This is a genomic window from Shinella sp. Sh6, assembly GCF_055392685.1.
In genome coordinates, this window is sequence record NZ_AP044005.1 from 3,059,663 (window position 1) to 3,078,436 (window position 18,774).

The 18,774-nt window shown below is 65.1% G+C and carries 19 protein-coding genes; 2 read left to right on the forward strand and 17 right to left on the reverse strand.

Translation table 11 applies throughout. The features are described from left to right. From ACZ5TO_RS14665 to ACZ5TO_RS14690, 6 genes are all read right to left on the reverse strand, one after another. Complete coding sequence (locus tag ACZ5TO_RS14665; RefSeq protein WP_464798618.1) at positions 1 to 1,170, reverse strand: alpha-hydroxy acid oxidase; 1,170 nt, start codon at positions 1,168 to 1,170, stop codon at positions 1 to 3. Between the two features lie 99 nt (positions 1,171 to 1,269). Continuing rightward, entirely contained in the window at positions 1,270 to 2,778 is a 1,509-nt protein-coding gene (locus ACZ5TO_RS14670) for a tripartite tricarboxylate transporter permease (RefSeq protein ID WP_184146864.1), read from the reverse strand. Positions 2,779 to 2,788: 10 nt separating this feature from the next. Then, positions 2,789 to 3,253, reverse strand: coding sequence for a tripartite tricarboxylate transporter TctB family protein (locus ACZ5TO_RS14675; protein WP_184146862.1), 465 nt, complete (start codon positions 3,251 to 3,253; stop codon positions 2,789 to 2,791). Then, on the reverse strand, positions 3,253 to 4,209 hold the full coding sequence (locus ACZ5TO_RS14680; RefSeq protein ID WP_184146860.1) for a tripartite tricarboxylate transporter substrate binding protein: 957 nt from the start codon (positions 4,207 to 4,209) through the stop codon (positions 3,253 to 3,255). Before ACZ5TO_RS14680 ends, ACZ5TO_RS14675 begins: the two co-directional genes overlap by 1 nt. 153 nt (positions 4,210 to 4,362) lie before the next feature. Beyond that, a complete protein-coding gene (locus ACZ5TO_RS14685; protein ID WP_184146858.1) occupies positions 4,363 to 5,046 on the reverse strand; it encodes an RraA family protein in 684 nt (227 codons plus the stop codon). 31 nt (positions 5,047 to 5,077) lie between these two features. Next, positions 5,078 to 6,070 carry a hydroxyacid dehydrogenase gene (locus ACZ5TO_RS14690; RefSeq protein ID WP_464798619.1) on the reverse strand — a complete coding sequence of 331 codons (993 nt, stop codon included), beginning with the start codon at positions 6,068 to 6,070 and terminating at the stop codon, positions 5,078 to 5,080. Positions 6,071 to 6,235: 165 nt separating this feature from the next. On the opposite strand from ACZ5TO_RS14690, the gene ACZ5TO_RS14695 reads away from it, so the two are divergent. Next, entirely contained in the window at positions 6,236 to 7,129 is an 894-nt protein-coding gene (locus tag ACZ5TO_RS14695) for a LysR family transcriptional regulator (protein ID WP_464798620.1), read from the forward strand. Positions 7,130 to 7,193: 64 nt separating this feature from the next. Here the strand turns inward: ACZ5TO_RS14695 and ACZ5TO_RS14700 are convergent, their stop codons facing one another. The 7 genes from ACZ5TO_RS14700 to ACZ5TO_RS14730 all read right to left on the reverse strand — a co-directional run bounded on the left by ACZ5TO_RS14700 (position 7,194) and on the right by ACZ5TO_RS14730 (position 13,426). Beyond that, positions 7,194 to 7,556 (reverse strand): ribbon-helix-helix domain-containing protein, encoded by a 363-nt coding sequence (locus ACZ5TO_RS14700; protein ID WP_464798621.1) that lies wholly within the window; start codon positions 7,554 to 7,556, stop codon positions 7,194 to 7,196. A 99-nt stretch (positions 7,557 to 7,655) separates the two neighbouring features. Then, positions 7,656 to 8,213, reverse strand: a complete 558-nt coding sequence (locus tag ACZ5TO_RS14705) for a DJ-1/PfpI family protein (RefSeq protein ID WP_464798622.1) — start codon at positions 8,211 to 8,213, stop codon at positions 7,656 to 7,658. A 196-nt stretch (positions 8,214 to 8,409) separates the two neighbouring features. Further along, complete coding sequence (locus ACZ5TO_RS14710) at positions 8,410 to 9,012, reverse strand: nucleoside deaminase (protein ID WP_464798623.1); 603 nt, start codon at positions 9,010 to 9,012, stop codon at positions 8,410 to 8,412. Positions 9,013 to 9,093: 81 nt separating this feature from the next. Beyond that, positions 9,094 to 10,620, reverse strand: a complete 1,527-nt coding sequence (locus ACZ5TO_RS14715) for a nucleobase:cation symporter-2 family protein (RefSeq protein WP_464800398.1) — start codon at positions 10,618 to 10,620, stop codon at positions 9,094 to 9,096. Positions 10,621 to 11,312: 692 nt separating this feature from the next. Then, positions 11,313 to 11,906: a general stress protein gene (locus ACZ5TO_RS14720; RefSeq protein ID WP_464798624.1), complete on the reverse strand. Its 594-nt coding sequence runs from the start codon at positions 11,904 to 11,906 to the stop codon at positions 11,313 to 11,315. A gap of 19 nt (positions 11,907 to 11,925) precedes the next feature. After that, positions 11,926 to 12,243, reverse strand: coding sequence for a PepSY domain-containing protein (locus ACZ5TO_RS14725; protein ID WP_184144316.1), 318 nt, complete (start codon positions 12,241 to 12,243; stop codon positions 11,926 to 11,928). A gap of 262 nt (positions 12,244 to 12,505) precedes the next feature. Beyond that, positions 12,506 to 13,426 carry a DMT family transporter gene (locus ACZ5TO_RS14730; RefSeq protein ID WP_464798625.1) on the reverse strand — a complete coding sequence of 307 codons (921 nt, stop codon included), beginning with the start codon at positions 13,424 to 13,426 and terminating at the stop codon, positions 12,506 to 12,508. A 102-nt stretch (positions 13,427 to 13,528) separates the two neighbouring features. Between ACZ5TO_RS14730 and ACZ5TO_RS14735 the strand changes: the two genes are divergently transcribed. Continuing rightward, on the forward strand, positions 13,529 to 14,395 hold the full coding sequence (locus ACZ5TO_RS14735) for a LysR family transcriptional regulator (protein WP_464798626.1): 867 nt from the start codon (positions 13,529 to 13,531) through the stop codon (positions 14,393 to 14,395). 72 nt (positions 14,396 to 14,467) lie between these two features. Here ACZ5TO_RS14735 and urtE read toward each other — a convergent pair whose 3' ends face one another. Genes urtE through urtB form a run of 4 tightly spaced genes read right to left on the reverse strand, consistent with a single transcriptional unit; the run spans position 14,468 to position 18,711 of the window. Next, the gene (gene urtE / locus ACZ5TO_RS14740) at positions 14,468 to 15,163 is read right to left on the reverse strand and encodes an urea ABC transporter ATP-binding subunit UrtE (protein WP_464798627.1); all 696 of its coding nucleotides are present in this window, start codon (positions 15,161 to 15,163) and stop codon (positions 14,468 to 14,470) included. 4 nt (positions 15,164 to 15,167) lie between these two features. Continuing rightward, on the reverse strand, positions 15,168 to 15,932 hold the full coding sequence (gene urtD / locus ACZ5TO_RS14745; RefSeq protein WP_464798628.1) for an urea ABC transporter ATP-binding protein UrtD: 765 nt from the start codon (positions 15,930 to 15,932) through the stop codon (positions 15,168 to 15,170). A gap of 5 nt (positions 15,933 to 15,937) precedes the next feature. Then, positions 15,938 to 17,098 (reverse strand): urea ABC transporter permease subunit UrtC, encoded by a 1,161-nt coding sequence (gene urtC, locus ACZ5TO_RS14750; protein ID WP_464798629.1) that lies wholly within the window; start codon positions 17,096 to 17,098, stop codon positions 15,938 to 15,940. After that, on the reverse strand, positions 17,095 to 18,711 hold the full coding sequence (urtB, locus tag ACZ5TO_RS14755) for an urea ABC transporter permease subunit UrtB (protein ID WP_464800399.1): 1,617 nt from the start codon (positions 18,709 to 18,711) through the stop codon (positions 17,095 to 17,097). Before urtB ends, urtC begins: the two co-directional genes overlap by 4 nt. Positions 18,712 to 18,774 lie beyond the last annotated feature (63 nt).

Genomic DNA, 18,774 nt, shown 5'->3' on the forward strand with positions numbered 1-18,774 from the left:
CTAGGCACGCCCGCGGCGAACGATATGTTCGCGCCGAATGTCGCCCACCGCCGAGACACCCAGCAAGGCCATGTTCCGGTGGATTTCGGATTGCAGGATCTCGACGGCTCTCTCGACCCCATGCGAACCGGCGACGGTTGCGGCATAGAGGAACGGCCGGCCGACGAAGACGAAACGGGCGCCGAGCGCGAGGGCCTTGATGACGTCCGTGCCGCGCCGGAACCCGCCGTCGATCATGACCGTCGTCCTGTCGCCGACCCTTTCGACGATCCCGGGAAGCGCGCTCAGGGGCGACATCGTGCCGTCCAACTGGCGCCCGCCGTGGTTGGACACGATCACCCCGTCCACCCCCAGTTCGTGGGCGCGGAGCGCATCGTCCGGATGCATGATGCCCTTGACGACGAGCGTCCGGGGCCAGCGCTTACGGATGCGCTCCAGATGGGCCCAGTTCAGATGGTCCCTCCGGCCGAAATCGCGCATGACGCTCGGCGAGATGATGGGTGCGCCGCGGGTCGCATAGGAATTCTCGAAATGCGGCACGCCGTGCAGCGCCAGCGTGCGCAGGAAGGTCCCGACGGTCCACCGGGGATGCGTGATGCCTTGCCACGCGAGACCGAGGCCGGGACGCAGGGGCGTCGAGAAGCCGGCGCGCACGTTGTTCTCGCGGTTTGCCAGGATCGCGGTATCGACCGTGAGCACCAGCGTGGGAAAGCCCGCACGCTCGGCTCGCTCGACGAGCGCATCGATCCGGTCCGGCTCTCCCGGAAGGTAGGCCTGGAACCACGATCCCGGGGCGGCCGCGGCAATCTCCTCCATGCGGATCAGCGACGATCCGCTCACGATCATGGGGATGCGGCACTCCTTCGCGGCCTCGGCGAGGCGGATGTCGCCCCTGTAGGCCATCAGGGCGCTGATGCCCATCGGCGCGATCCCGAACGGCGCATCGTAGGTCTGCCCGAGAAGGGACGTCGCCGTGCTGCGCCCGGAAACGTCGCGAAGCACCCGCGGCTGGAAGGCGTAGGCGTCGAAATCCTCCGCATTGTAGCGCAGTGAGGCGTTCGTCTCGCTCGCGCCGGCGATGTAGCCGAACAAGGGCCGGGGGAGACGCCGCCTTGCCGCGCGTTCGAAGTCGTTGAGGCACAGATAGGTCTGGAGACGGGCACTCGTCATCGTATCACCGGGATTGCATCGACCCGGCGCGCCGGGTCGGAGAAGCGGATAACGGCCGCGCAAGGCGGCCGTTTGAGGTTTCCAAGTCTTCCCTATACGTCAGGCTTCCTCTTCCTGGAACGCTTCCTCACGCGTGCGGCGGAAGGAAGGCAATACCATCAGCACCAGCATGCCGACCGTCGCGATGAGCAGGACGAGGCTGATCGGCCGCTCGTAGAAGACGCTCGGGTCGCCATGGGAGATGGTCATCGCCCGGCGGATATTGGTTTCGAGGAGCGGGCCGAGGACGAAACCGAGGAGCAGCGGCCCCGCCTCGCACTTCGCCTTGCGGAAGGCGTAGCCGAGAAGACCGAAGCCCGCCGCCAGGACCACGTCGAAGATGCGGTTGTTGATGCTGTAGACCCCGACGCAGCAGAACAGCAGGATCGCGGGATAGAGCAGGCGGTAGGGCACCGTCAGCAGCTTCACCCATACGCCGATCATCGGCAGGTTGATCACGACCAGCATGAGGTTGCCGATCCACATGCTGGCGACGAGGCCCCAGAAAATCTCCGGCTGCGTGGCCAGCACCGTGGGCCCGGGCGTGATGCCGTGGATGATGAAGGCGCTCAGCATCATCGCCATCATGTTGTTGGAGGGAATGCCGAGGGTCAGCAGCGGAATGAACGAGGACTGCGCGCCCGCATTGTTGGCCGCCTCCGGGCCCGCGACGCCCTCGACGGCGCCTTCGCCGAACTCTTCCGGGTGCCTTGAGATCTTCTTCTCGAACGAATAGGCGCAGAAGGAGGCAAGCGTCGCCCCGCCGCCCGGCAGGACGCCGAGGAACGTGCCGACGCCCGTTCCGCGCAGCACCGCGGGCCAGGCCCGGCGGAAGTCCTCGCGGGTCGGCCACAGCCGGCTGAGCTTGCTGACCAGCACCCCGCGCGCCTCGTGGTTCTCGAGGTTCTCGATGATTTCGGCAAAGCCGAACAGGCCGATGGCGATCACCACGAAGTCGATGCCGTCGAACAGTTCCATGGCGCTGAAGGTCAGGCGCTCCTCGCCCGAGCCCGCATCGATGCCGACCATGCCGAGAAGCAGGCCGAGCAGGATCATGCCGATGGCCTTCAGCACCGGCCCGCGGGCGAGCACCGTCGCCGCGAGCAGGCCGAACAGCATGAGCGAGACATATTCGGCCGGCCCGAAGGACAGGGCGAAGGAGGACAGCGTGGGGCCGGCGAGCGCAATCCCGAAGGTCGCGACCGTGCCGGCGAAGAAGGAGCCGAGGGCCGCGACGGCGAGCGCCGACCCCGCTCGCCCCTTCTGGGCCATCTTGTAGCCGTCTATCGCCGTCACCACCGAGGAGGCCTCCCCCGGCAGGTTGACGAGGATGGCCGTCGTCGAGCCGCCGTACTGCGCGCCGTAGTAGATGCCGGCCAGCATGATGAGGCCGGCAAGCGGCGGCAGGTAGAAGGTGATCGGCAGGAGGACGGCGATCGTTGCCGTCGGGCCGATGCCGGGCAGGACGCCGATCAGCGTGCCGAGTAGCGCGCCCACCAGGCAGAAGCCGAGATTTGTCGGTGTCAGCGCCTCGCCGAAGCCGAGCGCCAGAAGATTGATGAAATCCATGTTCCAAGCCTCAGAAGGGCCAGATGGGCATCTGAACGCCCAAGCCGACGATGAAGACCAGGGCGCCGAAGGCTGTCAGCCCGGCGGTGAGCAGGAGCACTTCGCGCAGTCTGGAGTCGCGGTCGGCGACGCTGCCGACGAGCAGCAGCCAGACGGACCCCGCGACGAACCCGAAATATTCGGCGACGAACGCAAAGCCGATCACGGCGGCGAGGATGACGATCACAGGCCAGGGCCTCGGCCTTGCAATGTCCTCCCGGTCGCGGAACAGGCCGAGACCGCCGACCGCCGCGCCGACGACAATCAGCAACCAGCAGACGACCCGCGGAAGATAGCCGGGGCCCATCGCCGAAACGGTTCCGAGGGTCAGGTCGCGCCCGGCCCAAAGGCCGAGCGCTCCGAAACCAACGAAAAGGGCGGCCGTCAGGAAATCCGGGCGGTCGCCGGTGCTGCCGGCCTTGCGCGGGGCCGACATTACTGCTGTTCCTTCGCCAGCTTCCAGATCGCGCCGAGACGTTCGGCCCTCACCGGCATTTCCTTGTTCCAGTCATCGGCGGAAAGGTAGGAGAGCGCCAGCGACTGCTGCTTGGCCTTCTCCTGGAATTCCGGATTGTCGAGCGCCTTGTGGACGGCATCGGAGAACTTTGTCCGGATATCCGCCGGCACGTCGCAGCCCATCGCGATCCCGCGTTCGGAACTGACGAGAACGTCGAAGCCCTGCTCCTTCGCCGTGGGCAGGTCGGGAGCGATGACGGAACGCTGCTCGGCGAACTGGCCGAGGTTCTTGAAGGCCGAATGGTCGCTGCCGACGAATTCGCCGACATTGATGCCGATCATCATGACATGGCCGCCCAGCAGCGCGGTGCGGGCCTCGTTCGCCCCGTTGAAGGTCACGGCGGTAAGGTCGATGCCGGCCGACTTCTCCAGTTGCAGCATGGCAAGATGCTCGTCGGTTCCAAGCCCGGTCGTCCCGACCGTCACGGCGCCCGGATTGGCCTTGGCATATTCCACGAGATCCTTGAGGGAATTGAATTCCGAACCGGCCTGCACGATGAAGGAACCCGGATCCTCGACGATGCGCGCGACCGGGCAGAGCTTCTTGGGATCGAAGCGGACCTTGCGGTCCATCTGCATCGTCAGGTAGCCGGGCGTGTTGAGCGAGGAGGCGGTGTAGCCGTCCGGGCGCGCCTCCGTCAGGGCCGTGTAGGCGATCTCGCCGGAGGCGCCGGGCCGGTTGAGGATCGTGATCTTCGCGCCCAGCTCCTCTTCGATATAGGGCGCCAGCGTCCGGTTCATCACGTCCGTGCCGCCGCCCGGCGCGAAGGCGACGATAAGCTCGATGGGCCGGTCCGTCGGCCATTCGGCATGCGCGATGCCCGTGCCGAGCAGCAGGGTCGTTGCGAGTGCGGTATTCCGGATCAAGTGCTTCATGGTTTCCTCCCGTTGATGACTCTAGCGAAAGCGCCGCGGCGCTTCGACATTTTCGATTGGCCCCGCACAGGATTGTCCTCCACGGGGCCGGGTTCCCTGCGGGCCCGGCGGCCTCACTCCTCTGGCGCGCCCTCCCTTCCGGCATCGGTGCGATCAGGCCTCCGCGGGCAGTTCGCAGCCGCTCTTTGCCAGCGTATCGTTGAACCAGGTCGGCCTGTGCTTGCCGGCCAGGATGGTTTCCATCTGCGCGTTCTCCGCCGCGTGCTTGGCGGCCGTGCGCTCGTAGACCTCGGCGACGTCGTCCACGGGGATCGCGACGACCCCGTCCGCATCGCCGAGGACCAGGTCGCCGGGCATCACCACCATTCCGCCGATGGCGATGGGGCAGTTGATCTCGCCGGGGCCGTTCTTGTAGGGGCCGCGATGCGTCACGCCGACGGCGAATGCCGGAACGTTCATGTCGAGAAACGCGTCCGCATCGCGGATCGCGCCGTTGAGGACGAAACCGGCCACGCCGCGCGCCCGGGCATGGGCGAGCATCATCTCGCCCATCAAGGCATGGGTGACGTCGCCGCCCGCATCCACGACGATGACGTCGCCTTCGACGGCCATGTCGATCGCCTTGTGCAGCATGAGATTGTCGCCGGGCGGCGCCTTCACGGTGATGGCGGGGCCGGCAAGCTTGCCGGCGCGGTGCATGGGCCGGAGCTGCGCGCCGCCGCCGTAAAGCCGGTGCATGCTGTCGCTGACATTGGCGACGGGCAATTGCCTGAACTTCTCGACCCATTGCCGGTCGACGGCGCGGGGCCGGCTGCGAATCCTGAAACCGATGGTCAACGTACTCTCCTGCTGTCGAAATTGATGATGGTCAGGCGGACACCTTCGCCAGCGACCGGAAGTTCACGATCCGCTCTCGGCCGAGGCCGCGGCCCTGGAGGATGGCAAGGACCCCTTCGACCGCCTCCACCCCGACGCGGGCGTTCGCCTCCCTCGTCACCCCGCCGATATGGGGCGTGACGACGATCCGCGGCTCCTTCCAGAACGGGTGGTCGGCGGACGGCGGCTCGGTCCGGAACGTATCGAGGCCCGCGCCGGCGATATGGCCGCTTGCCACCGCGCGCAGCAGCGCCTCCTCGTCGATGAGGCCGCCGCGTGCGGTATTGATCACGTAGGAGCCGGCCTTCATCAGGCCGAGGCGTTTCTCGTCGAGCAGGTTGCGCGTCTCCGGCGTGAGCGGGCAGTGCAGGCTGACGATCTGCGACGCCGCAAGAAGCTCCTCGACGGTCCCCACCCTTGCGACGCCGGCTTCGGCGAAGACGGCCGCGTCGGTGAACGGGTCGCAGGCGCTCACCGTCATGCCGAAGGCTTTCGCGAGCGCTGCCGTGTGCCGCGCGATCGACCCGAAGCCGACCAGCCCGATCGTCATGCCGGAAAGCTCCTTGCCGGAAAAGCCGGGCTTTTCCCACTTGCCCGCCCGCAGCCCGCCGTCCAGCGGCAGGATCCGCTTGACGGTGGCCAGCAGCAGGGCCATCGCATGTTCGGCAACCGAAGGGGCATTCGCGCCGGCCGCGACCACGACCGGGATTTCGCGGCGCGAGGCCGCATCGAGATCGATGTTGTCGACGCCGACGCCGTGCTTGGAAATCACCCGCATCGAGGGCGCCACGTCGATCGCGGCGGCGCCGAAGCGGCCCATACGGACGATGACGCCGACCGGGTCGGCATCGGCGACGATGCGCACCAGGTCCTCCTCGCTCGTATAGGGCGGCACGTAGACCAAGCCGTAGCCATTGTCCTCGGCGAGCTTGGCGGCCTGCTCGTTGATTGCCGGGCCGGTGATCAGGATATGCGGGCGTGCCATGCGTTCCTCGACTGGACATCACGAGGACGCGGAGCGGCAATGCGCTCTCGAACCCATCCTCCCGTGCCCGAACGCCTCCGGGCACCTCCTAGCCCTGACGGTAACATAAGGATTTCTTGAAAAAAGCGAATAATTCTGTCAAAGAAGAACAGGAATTCTTAATTCATGAGGGGCCGCTTGGATATCCGCCAGCTCAAGACCTTCATCGCCATCGCGGAACACGGCACCTTTGCGAAGGCGGCCGACGCGGTCGGCCTCACGCCCTCGGCCGTCAGCCAGCAGGTTCAGGCGCTGGAGAGCGAGGTTCGTGCCGAGCTGTTCGACCGCTCCACGCGGCCGATCACCTTGAACAGCCAGGGCCTGCAGATGCTCGAGGCCGCACAGGGCCTCGTGCGCTCCGCCGACGATATCGTCGATGCGATTTCGGGCCGGGCGATCGGCGGCACCTTCACCATCGGCTCGGTCCGTTCCAGCGCGCTTTCCCTCATCCCGCGGGCGATCACCGAATTGAAGAAGGACTTTCCCGACCTCAAGATAAAGCTCCATGTGGCGAACTCGGACGAACTGCTCAACGACGTCGTCACGGGACGCCTCGATTCGGCGATGGTCGCGGAATATTCCGGCGTGCATTCCAGCCTGAGATGGAGCCCGTTTCTTCGCGAGCCGCTCTTTGCCATCGCCCCGAAAGGCACGCGCCCGCGCCCCGCCGAAGAGATGCTCTCGGACCTGCCCTATGTGAAGTTCGTCAGCCGCTTCCCCCTCGCCCACATCATCGAGACGGAGGTCGCCAGAAGCGGGATCGTCACGAATGTCATCGCGGAGATCGACACGATCACCTCCGTCGTCGCCTGCGTCGTCCACGGCCTCGGCGCGTCCATCGTGCCGTGGAGCGCCCTGAAGGAGACCTCGGGCGAAGTGGTCGCCGTACCCTTCGGCGCCCCGCAGTTATACCGCCAGCTCGGCCTGGTAGAGCGCCGCACCAGCCCCCGCGCGGCCGTCATCGACAGGCTCCACGGCTACCTCGTCAGCTTCAGCGGGGACTATGGCGTGGCACGCTGAGGACAGCCACGCCTTCGACGGTTTCCGCTCCGACTGATGCAGGAAAAGAACGACCGTCAAACGATCAATTGATCACCGCGCTCCGTCGCTGCGCCTCACGGGCAAGGATTTCCCGTGCCGCATGGTCGGCAATTGGAACATTGCGATCGGCCGAAATTTCACCCGCAGCGATGAGCGCGTGGTAGCGGGCACAACACACCCGAAGGAACGAGGTAAAGTTGCCGAGGTCATGATCGGCATCCATCGCCTCGTGCCAGAGCCGCGTTATGAGCTGCGCGACGGTCATTCCGTCGCGCAGGCCGATTTCGCCGAGCGTATCCCAGAAATGGTTCTCGATCCGGATCGAGGTGGCGACCCCGTCGATGCGCAGACTGTGGGTACGGCTTTGCCACTGGCTGGCATCGGCCTTGATGAAGAGTTCGCACATCGCCGGGGCCTCCCTTCCCGTGAACGTCGATGCCGCCCGGACGGCCCTTGAGCCGGCCGGGCGCCGCCTTCCCTTATCCTGTCGCAGGCGAAGACCGACTTACAGGATCGCCAGGAACTGTCTGAGCCATGCCGGATGCGCAGGCCATGCCGGTGCCGTCACCAGATTGCCATCGGTAACGGCCTCCGTCACCGCAATATCGGCGAACGTTCCGCCCGATGCCGTTACTTCATAGGCACAGGCCGGATAGGCCGAGCAGGTGCGGCCCTTGAGAACGCCCGCCGCCGCAAGCAGTTGCGCACCGTGGCAGATCGCGGCGACCGGCTTACCTTCATCGAAAAAATGCCTCACCTTGGCAAGCACATCGGGATTCATGCGCAGATATTCGGGCGCGCGGCCGCCCGGAACCACAAGCGCATCGTAGCCGGCCGGATCGGCGGCGGCAAAATCGGCGTTCAAAGCGAAATTGTGGCCGGGCTTTTCCGAATAGGTCTGGTCCCCTTCAAAGTCGTGGATCGCGGTCTTCACCGTATCGCCCGCCTTCTTGCCGGGGCAGACGGCATCGACGCTGTGGCCGCAGGCCAGAAGCGTCTGAAACGGGACCATCGTCTCATAGTCCTCGGTGAAATCGCCGGTGATCATCAGAATTCTCGCCATCGTACATCCTCCCTTGCTGCGACGGTTGCCCAGCAGACTAGGCGAGATGCCTTTGAAGCAGGTGTTATCCCGATACTACCGCGAATGCCTCTGCGACGTCCCGACCTACAGCGCTGGCACTACGGATGGTGCAAACGCGCCGCCGGGGCGAAGCCGCCGGCGGCGCGTTCAGGGTGAAACGGCGGGGCGCATCCGATCAGTTGAGCGGGATCGCGTTTCCGTCCTTGCCCGCCTGGTAGACGACAGAAAGGTCTTCGTACTTCAACCGGATCGCCTCGGCGCGATCCTTGAACTGCTCGCACCGCGGCTCGGGAAGGTCGTCGACCAGAGCTTTAATCGAGCGACCCTTCCAGAAGGCATTCGTGCGGTTGTAGCCGCCGGGCTCCAGCGTGAAGACCTCCTTCAGGATCTTCAGGTCGTGCGGGATGGCGAAGGCGTCGCGGGAATCCTCATGGCTGAAGAAATAGAAGAAATTGTCGAAACCTGCCCAGGTGATGGCCGACAGGCACATCGAGCAGGGTTCATGGGTCGACAGAAAGATGAGGTCCTTCGTATCCGGCCGGTCGCATTGCGGGATCTCGTAGAACCGCTTCAGGGTGTGAACCTCCCCGTGCCAAAGCGGGTTCTCCGTCTCGTTGTTCGTCTCGGCGAGGACGAGCGAGAGATCGGACTTGCGCAGCAGCGCCGCGCCGAAGACCTTGTTGCCCGCGGCAACGCCGGCCTCGGTCACGGGAATGATATTCTCCATCGCATCGAACAGGGCATCGAGCAGGCGTTTGGTTTCGGTTTCTTCCGACATTTTGTCTCCTTGGACGTCGCGGGAAAGGATGGCCGGATCGAGAGCCAGCTCGACCCGGGCCGTGTGGTTAAGATGAAAGCCTCAGTGGGCGGCTTCCGGGATCATCGGAATCTCAAGGCCCTTCGCGTCGTAGAGCTTGCCGTTCAGGAAATAGTCGCCGTCGTGCAGACGCGCGATGTCCTGGTAGCGGATCGTCCGTTCGGCCGCCGCGGCGAACACGGACGGCTGATCGGAATTGCCGGCCCTCAGATGATTGAACAGGAGGTTGAGAGCGATCGCCATCAGCGCCGCGGAGCTGATACCGGAATGGAAGATCGTCGCGACCCAGGCCGGGAATTGCTCGTAGAAGCCGGGCGAGGCGATCGGGATCATGCCGAAGCCGATCGAGGTCGCGACGATCACAAGGTTCATGTTGTTGTTGTAATCGACCTTGGACAGCGTGCGGATGCCGCTGGCCGCCACCGTGCCGAAAAGCACGATCCCGGCCCCGCCCAGGACGGCGCTCGGCACCGCCGCGACCACGCGGCCCATCACCGGCAGCAGGCCGAGAGCGACCAGGAAGAGACCGCCGGTCGCCACGACATAGCGGCTCTTCACTCCCGTCACGGCGACCAGGCCGACATTCTGGGCAAAGGCGCTCTGGGTGAAGGAGCCGAAGAAGGGAGCGATGATGCTGGAGAGCATGTCGGCGCGCAAACCGTCCCCGAGCCGCCGGGCGTCGACTTTCGTCCCGACGATCTCGCCGACGGCGAGGATATCCGCCGAGGTCTCGACCAGTGTCACCATGATCACGATGAACATGGAGATGACGGCGGCGATCTCGAAGGTGGGGTAGCCGAAGTGGAAGAGCGCGGGCGCTGCAAAGAACGGGCCGTTCGCAACCTGCGAGAAACCGGTCATGCCGAGCGCGTAGGCGATGCCCGTGCCGATGATCAGCGCAAGCAGGATGGACAACCGCGAGATCGAGGCGCTGCCGAGCTTGCTGAGCAGCAGCACGATGGTGAGCGTCACCGCCGCGAGCTGGATATTGGCTGTACTGCCGAAATCGGGCGCGCTGCTGTTGCCGCCCATCGCCCAGAATGCCGCGACCGGCATCAATGTCAGGCCGATGGTGGTGATGACGATGCCGGTGACGAGCGGGGGGAAGAAGCGGGTGATCTTCGAGAAGACCGGCGTGATCAGGAGGCCGATCACCGAGGCGGCGATGACCGCCCCGAGGATGGCCGGGATGCCGCCATTGCCCGAGATCGCGATCATCGTCGCGACGCCGGAGAACGAGACGCCCTGCACCAACGGCAGGCGGCTGCCGAAGAACGGCACGCCGATCGTCTGCAGGATGGTGGCAAGGCCCCCCGCGAAGAGCGAGGCCGTGACCAGGAGACCGATCCCGCCGGTGTCCAGCCCGGCCGCCTGCCCGAGAATGAGCGGAACGGCGACGATGCCTCCATACATCGTCAGGACATGCTGCAGCCCATAGGCCAGATTGGCGCCTATGCCGAGTTTTTCGTCCTCCGGGCATGCGTTGGCTGCAATTTCCTCGTCTGCATGTGCCAAGGTAAACTCCTCCCTACCTTGCAAGCGTTTCGCTTGGATTGCGCCCCTCTCCATCAGGCGTGCGGCATGGCCATCGGGGCATATGCCCATGCCGGAGCCGAGCTCATGCCTGGAACGGATAACGTGGCCGGATGCGCCCGGCAGCGGGCGTGCGGGAGACCGGCTGCCCCATCGCAATGGCGACTTGGCCGCAGCCAACGCGACAGCAACGGAAGAGCCGAAGCCGCACGGAGCGGATATTCCGGGCGTATTCGATGCAAAATTGTTCAGGAAGGAGAATATTTTCCCTCATACCCCACCAGCTCCATAGTTGAACCGACATTTCCGTCAGTTTCGCCAGGACCCTGTTCCAGGAGTTGCGAACTCCGGATCGTCATCAACATGCGTTGAACGGGGCATTCTCGTTAGGTTGACACCTACGTTATGGTCAAACTGCATTCAGTTCGGGAAATCTGTCAAGCGGGCGCGAGCGCTGCATTGGCTTCTGGCGCTTGCCTCGGCATTCGCATCCTCGATCCGCAAAAGCCCGGCGTTCAAGAAAATGCAGGCAAAACAGGCTTTCCGGCACTTCATCGCAGCCTGTCGCATCCGAGATTTTCTCGCAAAGCGCACAACACCTTTTCAGGAGCGAACGAATATCGGCGTCGCTGGATGGCCGAACCGTCGGCCATCCGCCCACCGCTTTGGGGGCAAGGAGCCGGCGGCTGTCGGACAGTGCTGTCCCTTGCCGCCGGCCCCAGAAGGCCTTACCGCCTGTAGCGAAGGCGTTCCTTCTCGATCTCGGCCGGGCCGTAGGGATCGAGCGTGTCGTCGAAGCGGGTCCATCCCTCTTCGGCATAGACCGCACGGCGAGCGTCCGGATCGACCCAGCTCGACTGGCGCAGGATCGCCTCGGCTTCGGCATAAAGGCCGTCATCGACGCGCGCCGTGACGAGCGTGCCGCCGCGGCGAACCCCCTCGGCATAGACATGGGCATGCTCTTCCGGGACGCCGGATTCCGTCATCGCCCCGATCAGACCGCCCGCCGCGCCGCCGGCGACAGCGCCAGCCGCGGCGCCTGCCGCGGTGGCCGCCAGCCAGCCCGCAGCCACAACCGGGCCGACGCCCGGGATCGCCATGATGCCGAGGCCTGTAAGAAGGCCGCCGACACCGCCGACGGCTGCGCCGATGCCGGCACCCGTGCCCGCCCCTTCGGCGGCATTGGTGTCCCTGGTGTGACGGTCGTCTGCATTGTTCGACACGATGCTGATCTCGCTCGACGGCACACCGCGCGCCTCGAGCGCGCTGACAGCCGAACGTGCATCCGAGTAATCGTCAAAAAGGCCGGTTACGGTTTTCATGGAAGTTCCTCCGATTGTATCAGTTGGCGACGATGTTGCCCTGGTAGTCGAGCGCGACATTGACGGTCTTGCCGTCCTTCATCGCGGTGCCGCGCCAGACGCCCTTGTCGTCGAGCTTCAGGCCGGCGACGTCGGCGTAGCCGGCCTCGACGATCCGCTCGCGGGCCTGATCCTCGGTGAAGCTGTTGGCGCCCTCGACGGGGGCCGTTGCGTTCTTGCTGTCCGGAGTGGCGACAGCCGGCGTGTCGCCGTCGGTGGCGGGCGCGGTGGCGGTCTGAGCATAGGCGCCAAGGGTCGATGCGCCGACGAGCGCGGCGGCAAACAGAAGTTTTTTCATGATGTTATCCTCGTTCAAGCCGGGTGGCTCGGCGGAAAACCACGATCACGACGATAAGTTCCCTCGCTCGTCGAGCGATTTTCCCAAACCTCTTCCGAAGCGATCCACCATATCCGCCATCGACACGGGATTTACGGCGGCCATGAACTTCGAAGAATACGATCATCTGCCTGGGACTTGGCGTGCCCCCGGTTCAATCTCAAAACGCCTGCAAGGGGGCAACGCTGACGGCTATTCCTTCCGATCACGCCCGACACAGGCGTCACCGTGTCCGTCCGCCCGGCCGTTTGCCGCTTGCCAGCGTGATGCCGAAGAGAGCAACCGCAATGCCAGCGATCTGCATCACGCCGGGCATCCGGCCGAAGAGCGCCGCGACGACGAGCGCTGAAACCGGCACCAGATTGAACAGGACCGATGTTGCGCCTGGCCCGCGCCTTGCGATGCCCACCTGCCAGAAGATCAATGCCAGGGCCGAGCCGACCAGTGCCATCCACAGGCTCGCGCCCCAGGCAGCCAACGGAGCATGGGCGAAGGCTGCAAGCGGCGTCTCCAGCCGGAAGGCGACGAGGCCGAGCACCAGCGCGCCCGCCAGCATCGTCCACGCCGATGTCTCGATCGGCGTCGCTCCGACGACCCAGCGGCGGCAGCCGATCGTATAGAGTGCCCACAAAACGCTTCCGAGCAGGATCAACAGATCGCCGGAAGCGAAATGCGTCCCGGAAAATGCCCCAACCGTCAGCGCGACGCCGATCAGGCTCACGACCATGCCAAGGACAGCGAGCAGCGACGGCAGCCGCCTGAGCAGGAGGGATTCAAGCAGATTCGTTATCAGCGGACTCGTCCCCATGACGAGCGCCGCCGTCACCGGGCTCGACGTCTTCATTGCAAGAAACAGGGTAGCGGTGAAGCCTGCGACGCCGATGGTTCCGAGCGACGAGAAGGCGACGAGATTGCGCCGCAGCACCGCCCAGGAAATGCCCTTGGTCGCGGCAAGCCACAACATTGTCGCCGCCACCGCCATGGCGACGCGGCCAGCCGCCGCTGTCCATGGCGGCAGGTCGACGAGCGCGATCCGGGTCGCCTCGAAATTCGTTCCCCAGAAAACCGCCGCCATGGCGCTGAGGGCGAGCGCGCCGCCCTCGCTCCGGGAAATCGGGGTGTGGGTAAGGTTTGAAACGGACATGGCAACCTCGCTGGACTATTGGAGTCCGGCGCAGGGTGCCTTATCGAAATAAATCAGGATATGGACAATATATGTAACCCATTTTTCAAAAATGGAAAGGCAATGGACAACCTGAACTGGGACGACTGCAAGATCTTTCTGTGCCTGGCGCGCGAGGGAACGTTGTCTGGCGCCGCAAGACAACTCGGGACCGGCGTGGCGACGGTTTCTCGCCGGATCGAAAGGATGGAGCAGGTGCTCGGCCTGCCGCTCTTTTTGCGCACACAGACCGGCTATGTGCTGACCGATCAGGGAGAAACGATGCTGCCGCGCGCCGAAGCGGTGGAACTAGCCATGCTGGAAATGCGGCAGGAGGCATCGGATCATGACCGGATACGCGGCACGGTGCGGCTGGCGAGCATCGAAAGCCTGGTCGTGTCGTTTATCGTGCCCGCCCTCGCCCCGCTCCTGGGCGCCAATCCCGGCCTGAATGTCGAAGTCCTGTTCTCGAGCTCGACCGTGAACATGCACCGCCACGACGCCGACCTGGCGCTGCGCATGGTACGGCCGGAGCGAGGCCATCTACGCGTGCGCCAGTTGGCGACGATGGGCTTCGGCCTCTACGGCCCGCCCGATGGCAGTCGTCCGAACCGCGTGGTTGCCTGGCCGGAGACGGCGAACCTCGGGACGCTGCTCAAATGGAGCGTGGCATTCGAGGAACCTCATGCGCCAAGGCTCGCGGTCAACACGCTGCCGGGACAGATCGAGGCGGTGCGGTGCGGGATCGGCGTCTCGGTGCTGCCGCATTTTGTGGCGCGGAACGCAGGATTGAACCTGCTCGCCGATCGCATGCCGGACGGCGGCGCGATGCAGCGGCCGATATTCCTCGTCACCCATGCCGACCTTATCGCCTCGCGTCGCGTGGTGAGCGTGGCCGAAGCGGTGAGCGCGGAAATCATACGCCATCGCCGAACTCTTGCCGAGCCGTAGGCTCGACCCGGATTTCGAAAATGGGTGCGGCCTGCGAAATAGGCCGCAATGCGGGATGATCTTCCGGCGCCGTCATACCGTCAGGTGCCGACGCGCCTCTCTGGTGTCGAGCGTTTCAGCCGGTCCTTCATGCACGATTTCGCCGCGATCCATGATGTAGACGTGATCGGCAAGCTCGCGGCAGAAGTCGAGATATTGCTCGACGAGCAGGATGGCCATGCCGGTGGTGTCGCGCAGATGGCGGATCGCCCGGCCGATATCCTTGATGATCGATGGCTGGATCCCCTCCGTCGGCTCGTCCAGAACGAGGATCCGGGGCCGCGTGACGAGCGCCCGGCCGATGGCGAGCTGCTGCTGCTGGCCGCCCGAAAGATCGCCGCCGCGCCGGCCGAGCATGGTGTCCAGTACCGGAAAGAGACTGAATATCTCGCCCGGAATGAAACGCTCGGAGCGTTTCAGGGGCGCATAGCCGGATTCGAGATTTTCCCTGACCGTCAACAGCGGGAAGATTTCCCGGCCCTGCGGCACATAGCCGATGCCCTGCCTGGCGCGGTTATAGGGCGCCATGCCGTCGAGCTCGACGCCGTTGAAACGGATGGCACCGCCGGAAAGCGGATGCTGGCCGGTAATGGCGCGCAGGAGGCTCGACTTGCCGACGCCGTTGCGGCCGAGCACGCAGGTGATCCTGCCCATGTCGGCGGTCAGCGAGACGCCGCGCAGCGCCTGCGCCGCGCCATAGTGCAAACTGGCTTTCTCGACCGTCAGCATGGCCTTATCTCCCCAGATAGTTCTCGATGACCTTCGGGTCGGCGCTGACGAAGTCGATGGAGCCTTCCGCGAGGACAGACCCTTCGGCAAGGCACGTCACCTTCACGCCGAGATCGCGAATGAAGCCCATGTCGTGCTCGACCACCACCACCGAGCGGGTTTTGGCGATTTCCTTCAGCAGGATCGCCGTTTCCGCCGTCTCGGCATCCGTCATGCCGGCGACGGGCTCGTCGACCAGCAGCAGTTCCGGCTCCTGCGCCAGCAGCATGCCGATCTCCAGCCATTGTTTCTGGCCGTGGCTGAGGTTTGCGGCATAGTCGTCCTTGCGGCCTGAAAGGCGCACGGTGGAAAGGATGTCCTCGATGCGAGCCCTGTCTTCGGCGGTGAGGCGGTAGAAGAGCGTCGAGAAGACGCCGCGATTGCGGTTGAGCGCAAGTTCCAGATTGTCCCAGACCGTATGGCTCTCGAAGACCGTCGGCTTCTGGAATTTCCGGCCGATGCCGAGCCGGGCGATATCCGCCTCGTCCTTCTGCGTCAGGTCGATCGTTCCCTTGAAGAACACTTCACCCTCGTCCGGGCGCGTCTTGCCGGTGATGATGTCCATCATCGTCGTCTTGCCCGCGCCGTTCGGGCCGATGATGGCGCGCAGCTCGCCGGGGGCGATGACGAAGGAGAGCGCATTCAGCGCCTTGAAGCCGTCGAAGGAGACGGAAACGCCGTCGAGATAGAGGATGCTGCTGGGCCTTGCATTGCTTGCGAGCGTGTTCATGCCGTCTACTCCGCCGCCTGGGGTTCTGCCGTATGGGCGTGGGCCTCTTCCGCTTTGCGGGCCCTGCCGTGTTCCCGGCACCGCTCGACGGCGTGGCGTGCCGTGCCGACGATGCCCTTGGGCAGGAACAGCGTGACGAGGATGAAGAGGCCGCCGAGCGCGAAGAGCCAGAACTCGGGGAAGGCCGCCGTGAAGATGCTCTTGCCGCCGTTGACGAGGATGGCGCCGACGATGGGGCCGATCAGCGTGCCGCGCCCGCCCACCGCCGTCCAGATGACGACCTCGATGGAATTGGCCGGCTCGAACTCGCCCGGATTGATGATGCCGACCTGCGGCACGTAGAGCGCGCCGGCAACGCCCGCCATCATGGCCGAGACGGTGAAGGCGAAGAGCTTCACATGCTCGACCCGGTAGCCGAGGAAGCGGGTGCGGCTTTCCGCATCGCGCACACCGGCGAGCACCTTGCCGTATTTCGAGCGGACGATGCCCGAGGCGATGACGAGCGAAAGGGCAAGGGCGACCGCCGAGGCGGCGAAGAGCGCCGAGCGCGTGCCGTCCGACTGGATGTTGAAGCCGAGGATGTCCTTGAAGTCGGTGAGGCCGTTATTGCCGCCGAAGCCCATGTCGTTGCGGAAGAAGGCGAGCAGCAGGGCGAAGGTCATCGCCTGCGTGATGATGGAGAGATAGACGCCGTTGACGCGCGAGCGGAAGGCGAACCAGCCGAAGACGAAGGCAAGCAGCCCCGGCACCAGTACCGCCATCAGCGCGGCGAACCAGAACATGTCGAAGCCGTACCAGAACCAGGGCAGCTCCTTCCAGTTGAGGAAGACCATGAAGTCGGGCAGCAGCGGATTGCCGTAGGAGCCGCGCGCGCCGATCTGGCGCATCAGGTACATGCCCATCGCATAGCCGCCGAGCGCGAAGAAGGCGGCGTGTCCCAGCGAGAGGATGCCGCAGAAGCCCCAGACGAGATCGAGCGCCAGCGCCAGCAGCGCATAGGTGAGGTACTTGCCGGTGAGCGAGACGATATAGGTCGGCACATGCAACGCATGGTCCGGCGCCGTCAGGAGGTTCAGCGCCGGAACGAGCGCGGCGAGGGCGAGCAGCAGTGCCGCGACGACGACGATGTTGCGGTCGAGCGCCTTGAGGACAAACGAGGTGATCATGCTTCCACCGCCCTTCCCTTGAGTGCGAAGAGCCCGCGTGGCCGCTTCTGGATGAAGAGGATGATCAGCACGAGCACGAGAATCTTCCCCAGCACCGCGCCGGCATAGGGTTCGAGGACCTTGTTGAGTATGCCGAGCGTGAAGGCACCGACCAGCGTGCCCCAGAGATTGCCGACGCCGCCGAAGACCACGACCATGAAGCTGTCGATGATGTAGCCCTGACCGAGATTGGGCGAGACGTTGTCGATCTGGCTGAGCGCCACACCGGCAATGCCGGCAATGCCCGATCCGAGGGCGAATGTCAGCGCGTCGATCCAGGGCGTGCGGATACCCATGGAGGCGGCCATGCGGCGGTTCTGCGTGACGGCGCGCATCTGGAGGCCCATCGGCGTTTTCTTCAGGAGGAAGAGCAGGGACGCGAAGACGGCGAGCGAGAAGACGATGATCCACATGCGGTTCCAGGTGATCGTCAGGCCGCCGAGCTCGAAGGCGCCGGACATCCAGGACGGATTGCCGACCTCCTGGTTGGTCGGGCCGAAGATCGAGCGCACCGCCTGCTGGAGGATGAGCGACACGCCCCAGGTGGAAAGCAGCGTTTCGAGCGGCCGGCCATAGAGGAAGCGGATGATGCCGCGCTCGATGACGAGGCCGACGGCGCCGGTGACGAGGAAGGCCAGCGGCAGGGCGATGGCCAGCGACCAGTCGAAGAGGCCGGGAAAGGAGGTTCGGATGACCTGCTGCACCACGAAGGTCGTATAGGCGCCGAGCATGACCATCTCGCCATGCGCCATGTTGATGATGCCCATCACGCCGAAGGTGATGGCAAGGCCGATGGCGGCAAGCAGCAGCACCGAGCCGAGCGACAGGCCGTACCAGATGTTCTGGCCGGCGGCCCAGAGCGCCAGCTGGTCCTCGATCTGGTCGATGCCGGCCTCGATATCGGGACGCAGGCTCTCGTCCGCCGAGGAGAGCGCGGCCGAAAGCAGCGACAGGGCCTCGCGCCCGCCGGTCTTGACGACGGTGGCGACGGCCGCCTTCTTCTCGTCCGCCGGGCGGTTGGAAACGAGAACCGAGGCGGCGCGCGCCTGTTCCAGCACGGCCTTGACGGCGCCATCCTTCTCCGCGGCAAGCGCGGCATCGAGGCCTTCGAGCGCATCGGCCGAGGGTGCACGCAGGATCGTGCTTGCAGCCTTAAGGCGCACGCCGGCGTCCGGGCTCATCAGCGTCAGGCCGCCGAGCGCCGAGCGGATCGCGCGGCGCAGGCCGTTGTTGACCTTGATCTTTTCGAGCGCGGCTTTGGGCACCTCGCCGCCCGCTTCGCCCGTCAGGGCATCGACCAGCGTGAAATTGCCGCCCGCCGGCCTGACGATGAAGACGACGCCGTCCGCCTTGCGCTGGTAGAGATCGCCCGCGGCAAGCGCTTCGAGCGCCGGCACCACCTTCGGATCGCCCGTTCCGGCAAGCGCCTCGACCTGCTTCTGGTTCTGTTGAAAGTTCCCGCCGCCGAGCGCATCGACCATCGCGCGCAGACCGTCCGCGGCCTTCAGGTCGGTTGCGAGCATCGTCACCGTCACGCAGATGGCGATAAGCAGGCATTGCAGGAAATGATGGATCAGCCGCGCGTGCATCTCACGTCCTCAGCAGTCGGGCATTCAGGAAAGATGCATCCCGGCGGC

Excerpts from the sequence above, each read along its gene's own strand:
- ACZ5TO_RS14705 (WP_464798622.1), bottom strand. The coding sequence starts at position 8,213 with ATGGCGAGAATTCTGATGATCACCGGCGATTTCACCGAGGACTATGAG.
- ACZ5TO_RS14665 (WP_464798618.1), bottom strand. The coding sequence starts at position 1,170 with ATGACGAGTGCCCGTCTCCAGACCTATCTGTGCCTCAACGACTTCGAA.
- ACZ5TO_RS14690 (WP_464798619.1), bottom strand. The coding sequence starts at position 6,070 with ATGGCACGCCCGCATATCCTGATCACCGGCCCGGCAATCAACGAGCAG.
- ACZ5TO_RS14735 (WP_464798626.1), top strand. The coding sequence starts at position 13,529 with ATGGACAACCTGAACTGGGACGACTGCAAGATCTTTCTGTGCCTGGCG.
- ACZ5TO_RS14720 (WP_464798624.1), bottom strand. The coding sequence starts at position 11,906 with ATGAAAACCGTAACCGGCCTTTTTGACGATTACTCGGATGCACGTTCG.
- urtD (WP_464798628.1), bottom strand. The coding sequence starts at position 15,932 with ATGAACACGCTCGCAAGCAATGCAAGGCCCAGCAGCATCCTCTATCTC.
- ACZ5TO_RS14730 (WP_464798625.1), bottom strand. The coding sequence starts at position 13,426 with ATGTCCGTTTCAAACCTTACCCACACCCCGATTTCCCGGAGCGAGGGC.
- ACZ5TO_RS14725 (WP_184144316.1), bottom strand. The coding sequence starts at position 12,243 with ATGAAAAAACTTCTGTTTGCCGCCGCGCTCGTCGGCGCATCGACCCTT.
- ACZ5TO_RS14710 (WP_464798623.1), bottom strand. The coding sequence starts at position 9,012 with ATGTCGGAAGAAACCGAAACCAAACGCCTGCTCGATGCCCTGTTCGAT.
- ACZ5TO_RS14700 (WP_464798621.1), bottom strand. The coding sequence starts at position 7,556 with ATGTGCGAACTCTTCATCAAGGCCGATGCCAGCCAGTGGCAAAGCCGT.
- ACZ5TO_RS14715 (WP_464800398.1), bottom strand. The coding sequence starts at position 10,620 with ATGGAGAGGGGCGCAATCCAAGCGAAACGCTTGCAAGGTAGGGAGGAG.
- urtC (WP_464798629.1), bottom strand. The coding sequence starts at position 17,098 with ATGATCACCTCGTTTGTCCTCAAGGCGCTCGACCGCAACATCGTCGTC.
- ACZ5TO_RS14680 (WP_184146860.1), bottom strand. The coding sequence starts at position 4,209 with ATGAAGCACTTGATCCGGAATACCGCACTCGCAACGACCCTGCTGCTC.
- urtE (WP_464798627.1), bottom strand. The coding sequence starts at position 15,163 with ATGCTGACGGTCGAGAAAGCCAGTTTGCACTATGGCGCGGCGCAGGCG.
- ACZ5TO_RS14695 (WP_464798620.1), top strand. The coding sequence starts at position 6,236 with ATGAGGGGCCGCTTGGATATCCGCCAGCTCAAGACCTTCATCGCCATC.
- ACZ5TO_RS14675 (WP_184146862.1), bottom strand. The coding sequence starts at position 3,253 with ATGTCGGCCCCGCGCAAGGCCGGCAGCACCGGCGACCGCCCGGATTTC.
- ACZ5TO_RS14670 (WP_184146864.1), bottom strand. The coding sequence starts at position 2,778 with ATGGATTTCATCAATCTTCTGGCGCTCGGCTTCGGCGAGGCGCTGACA.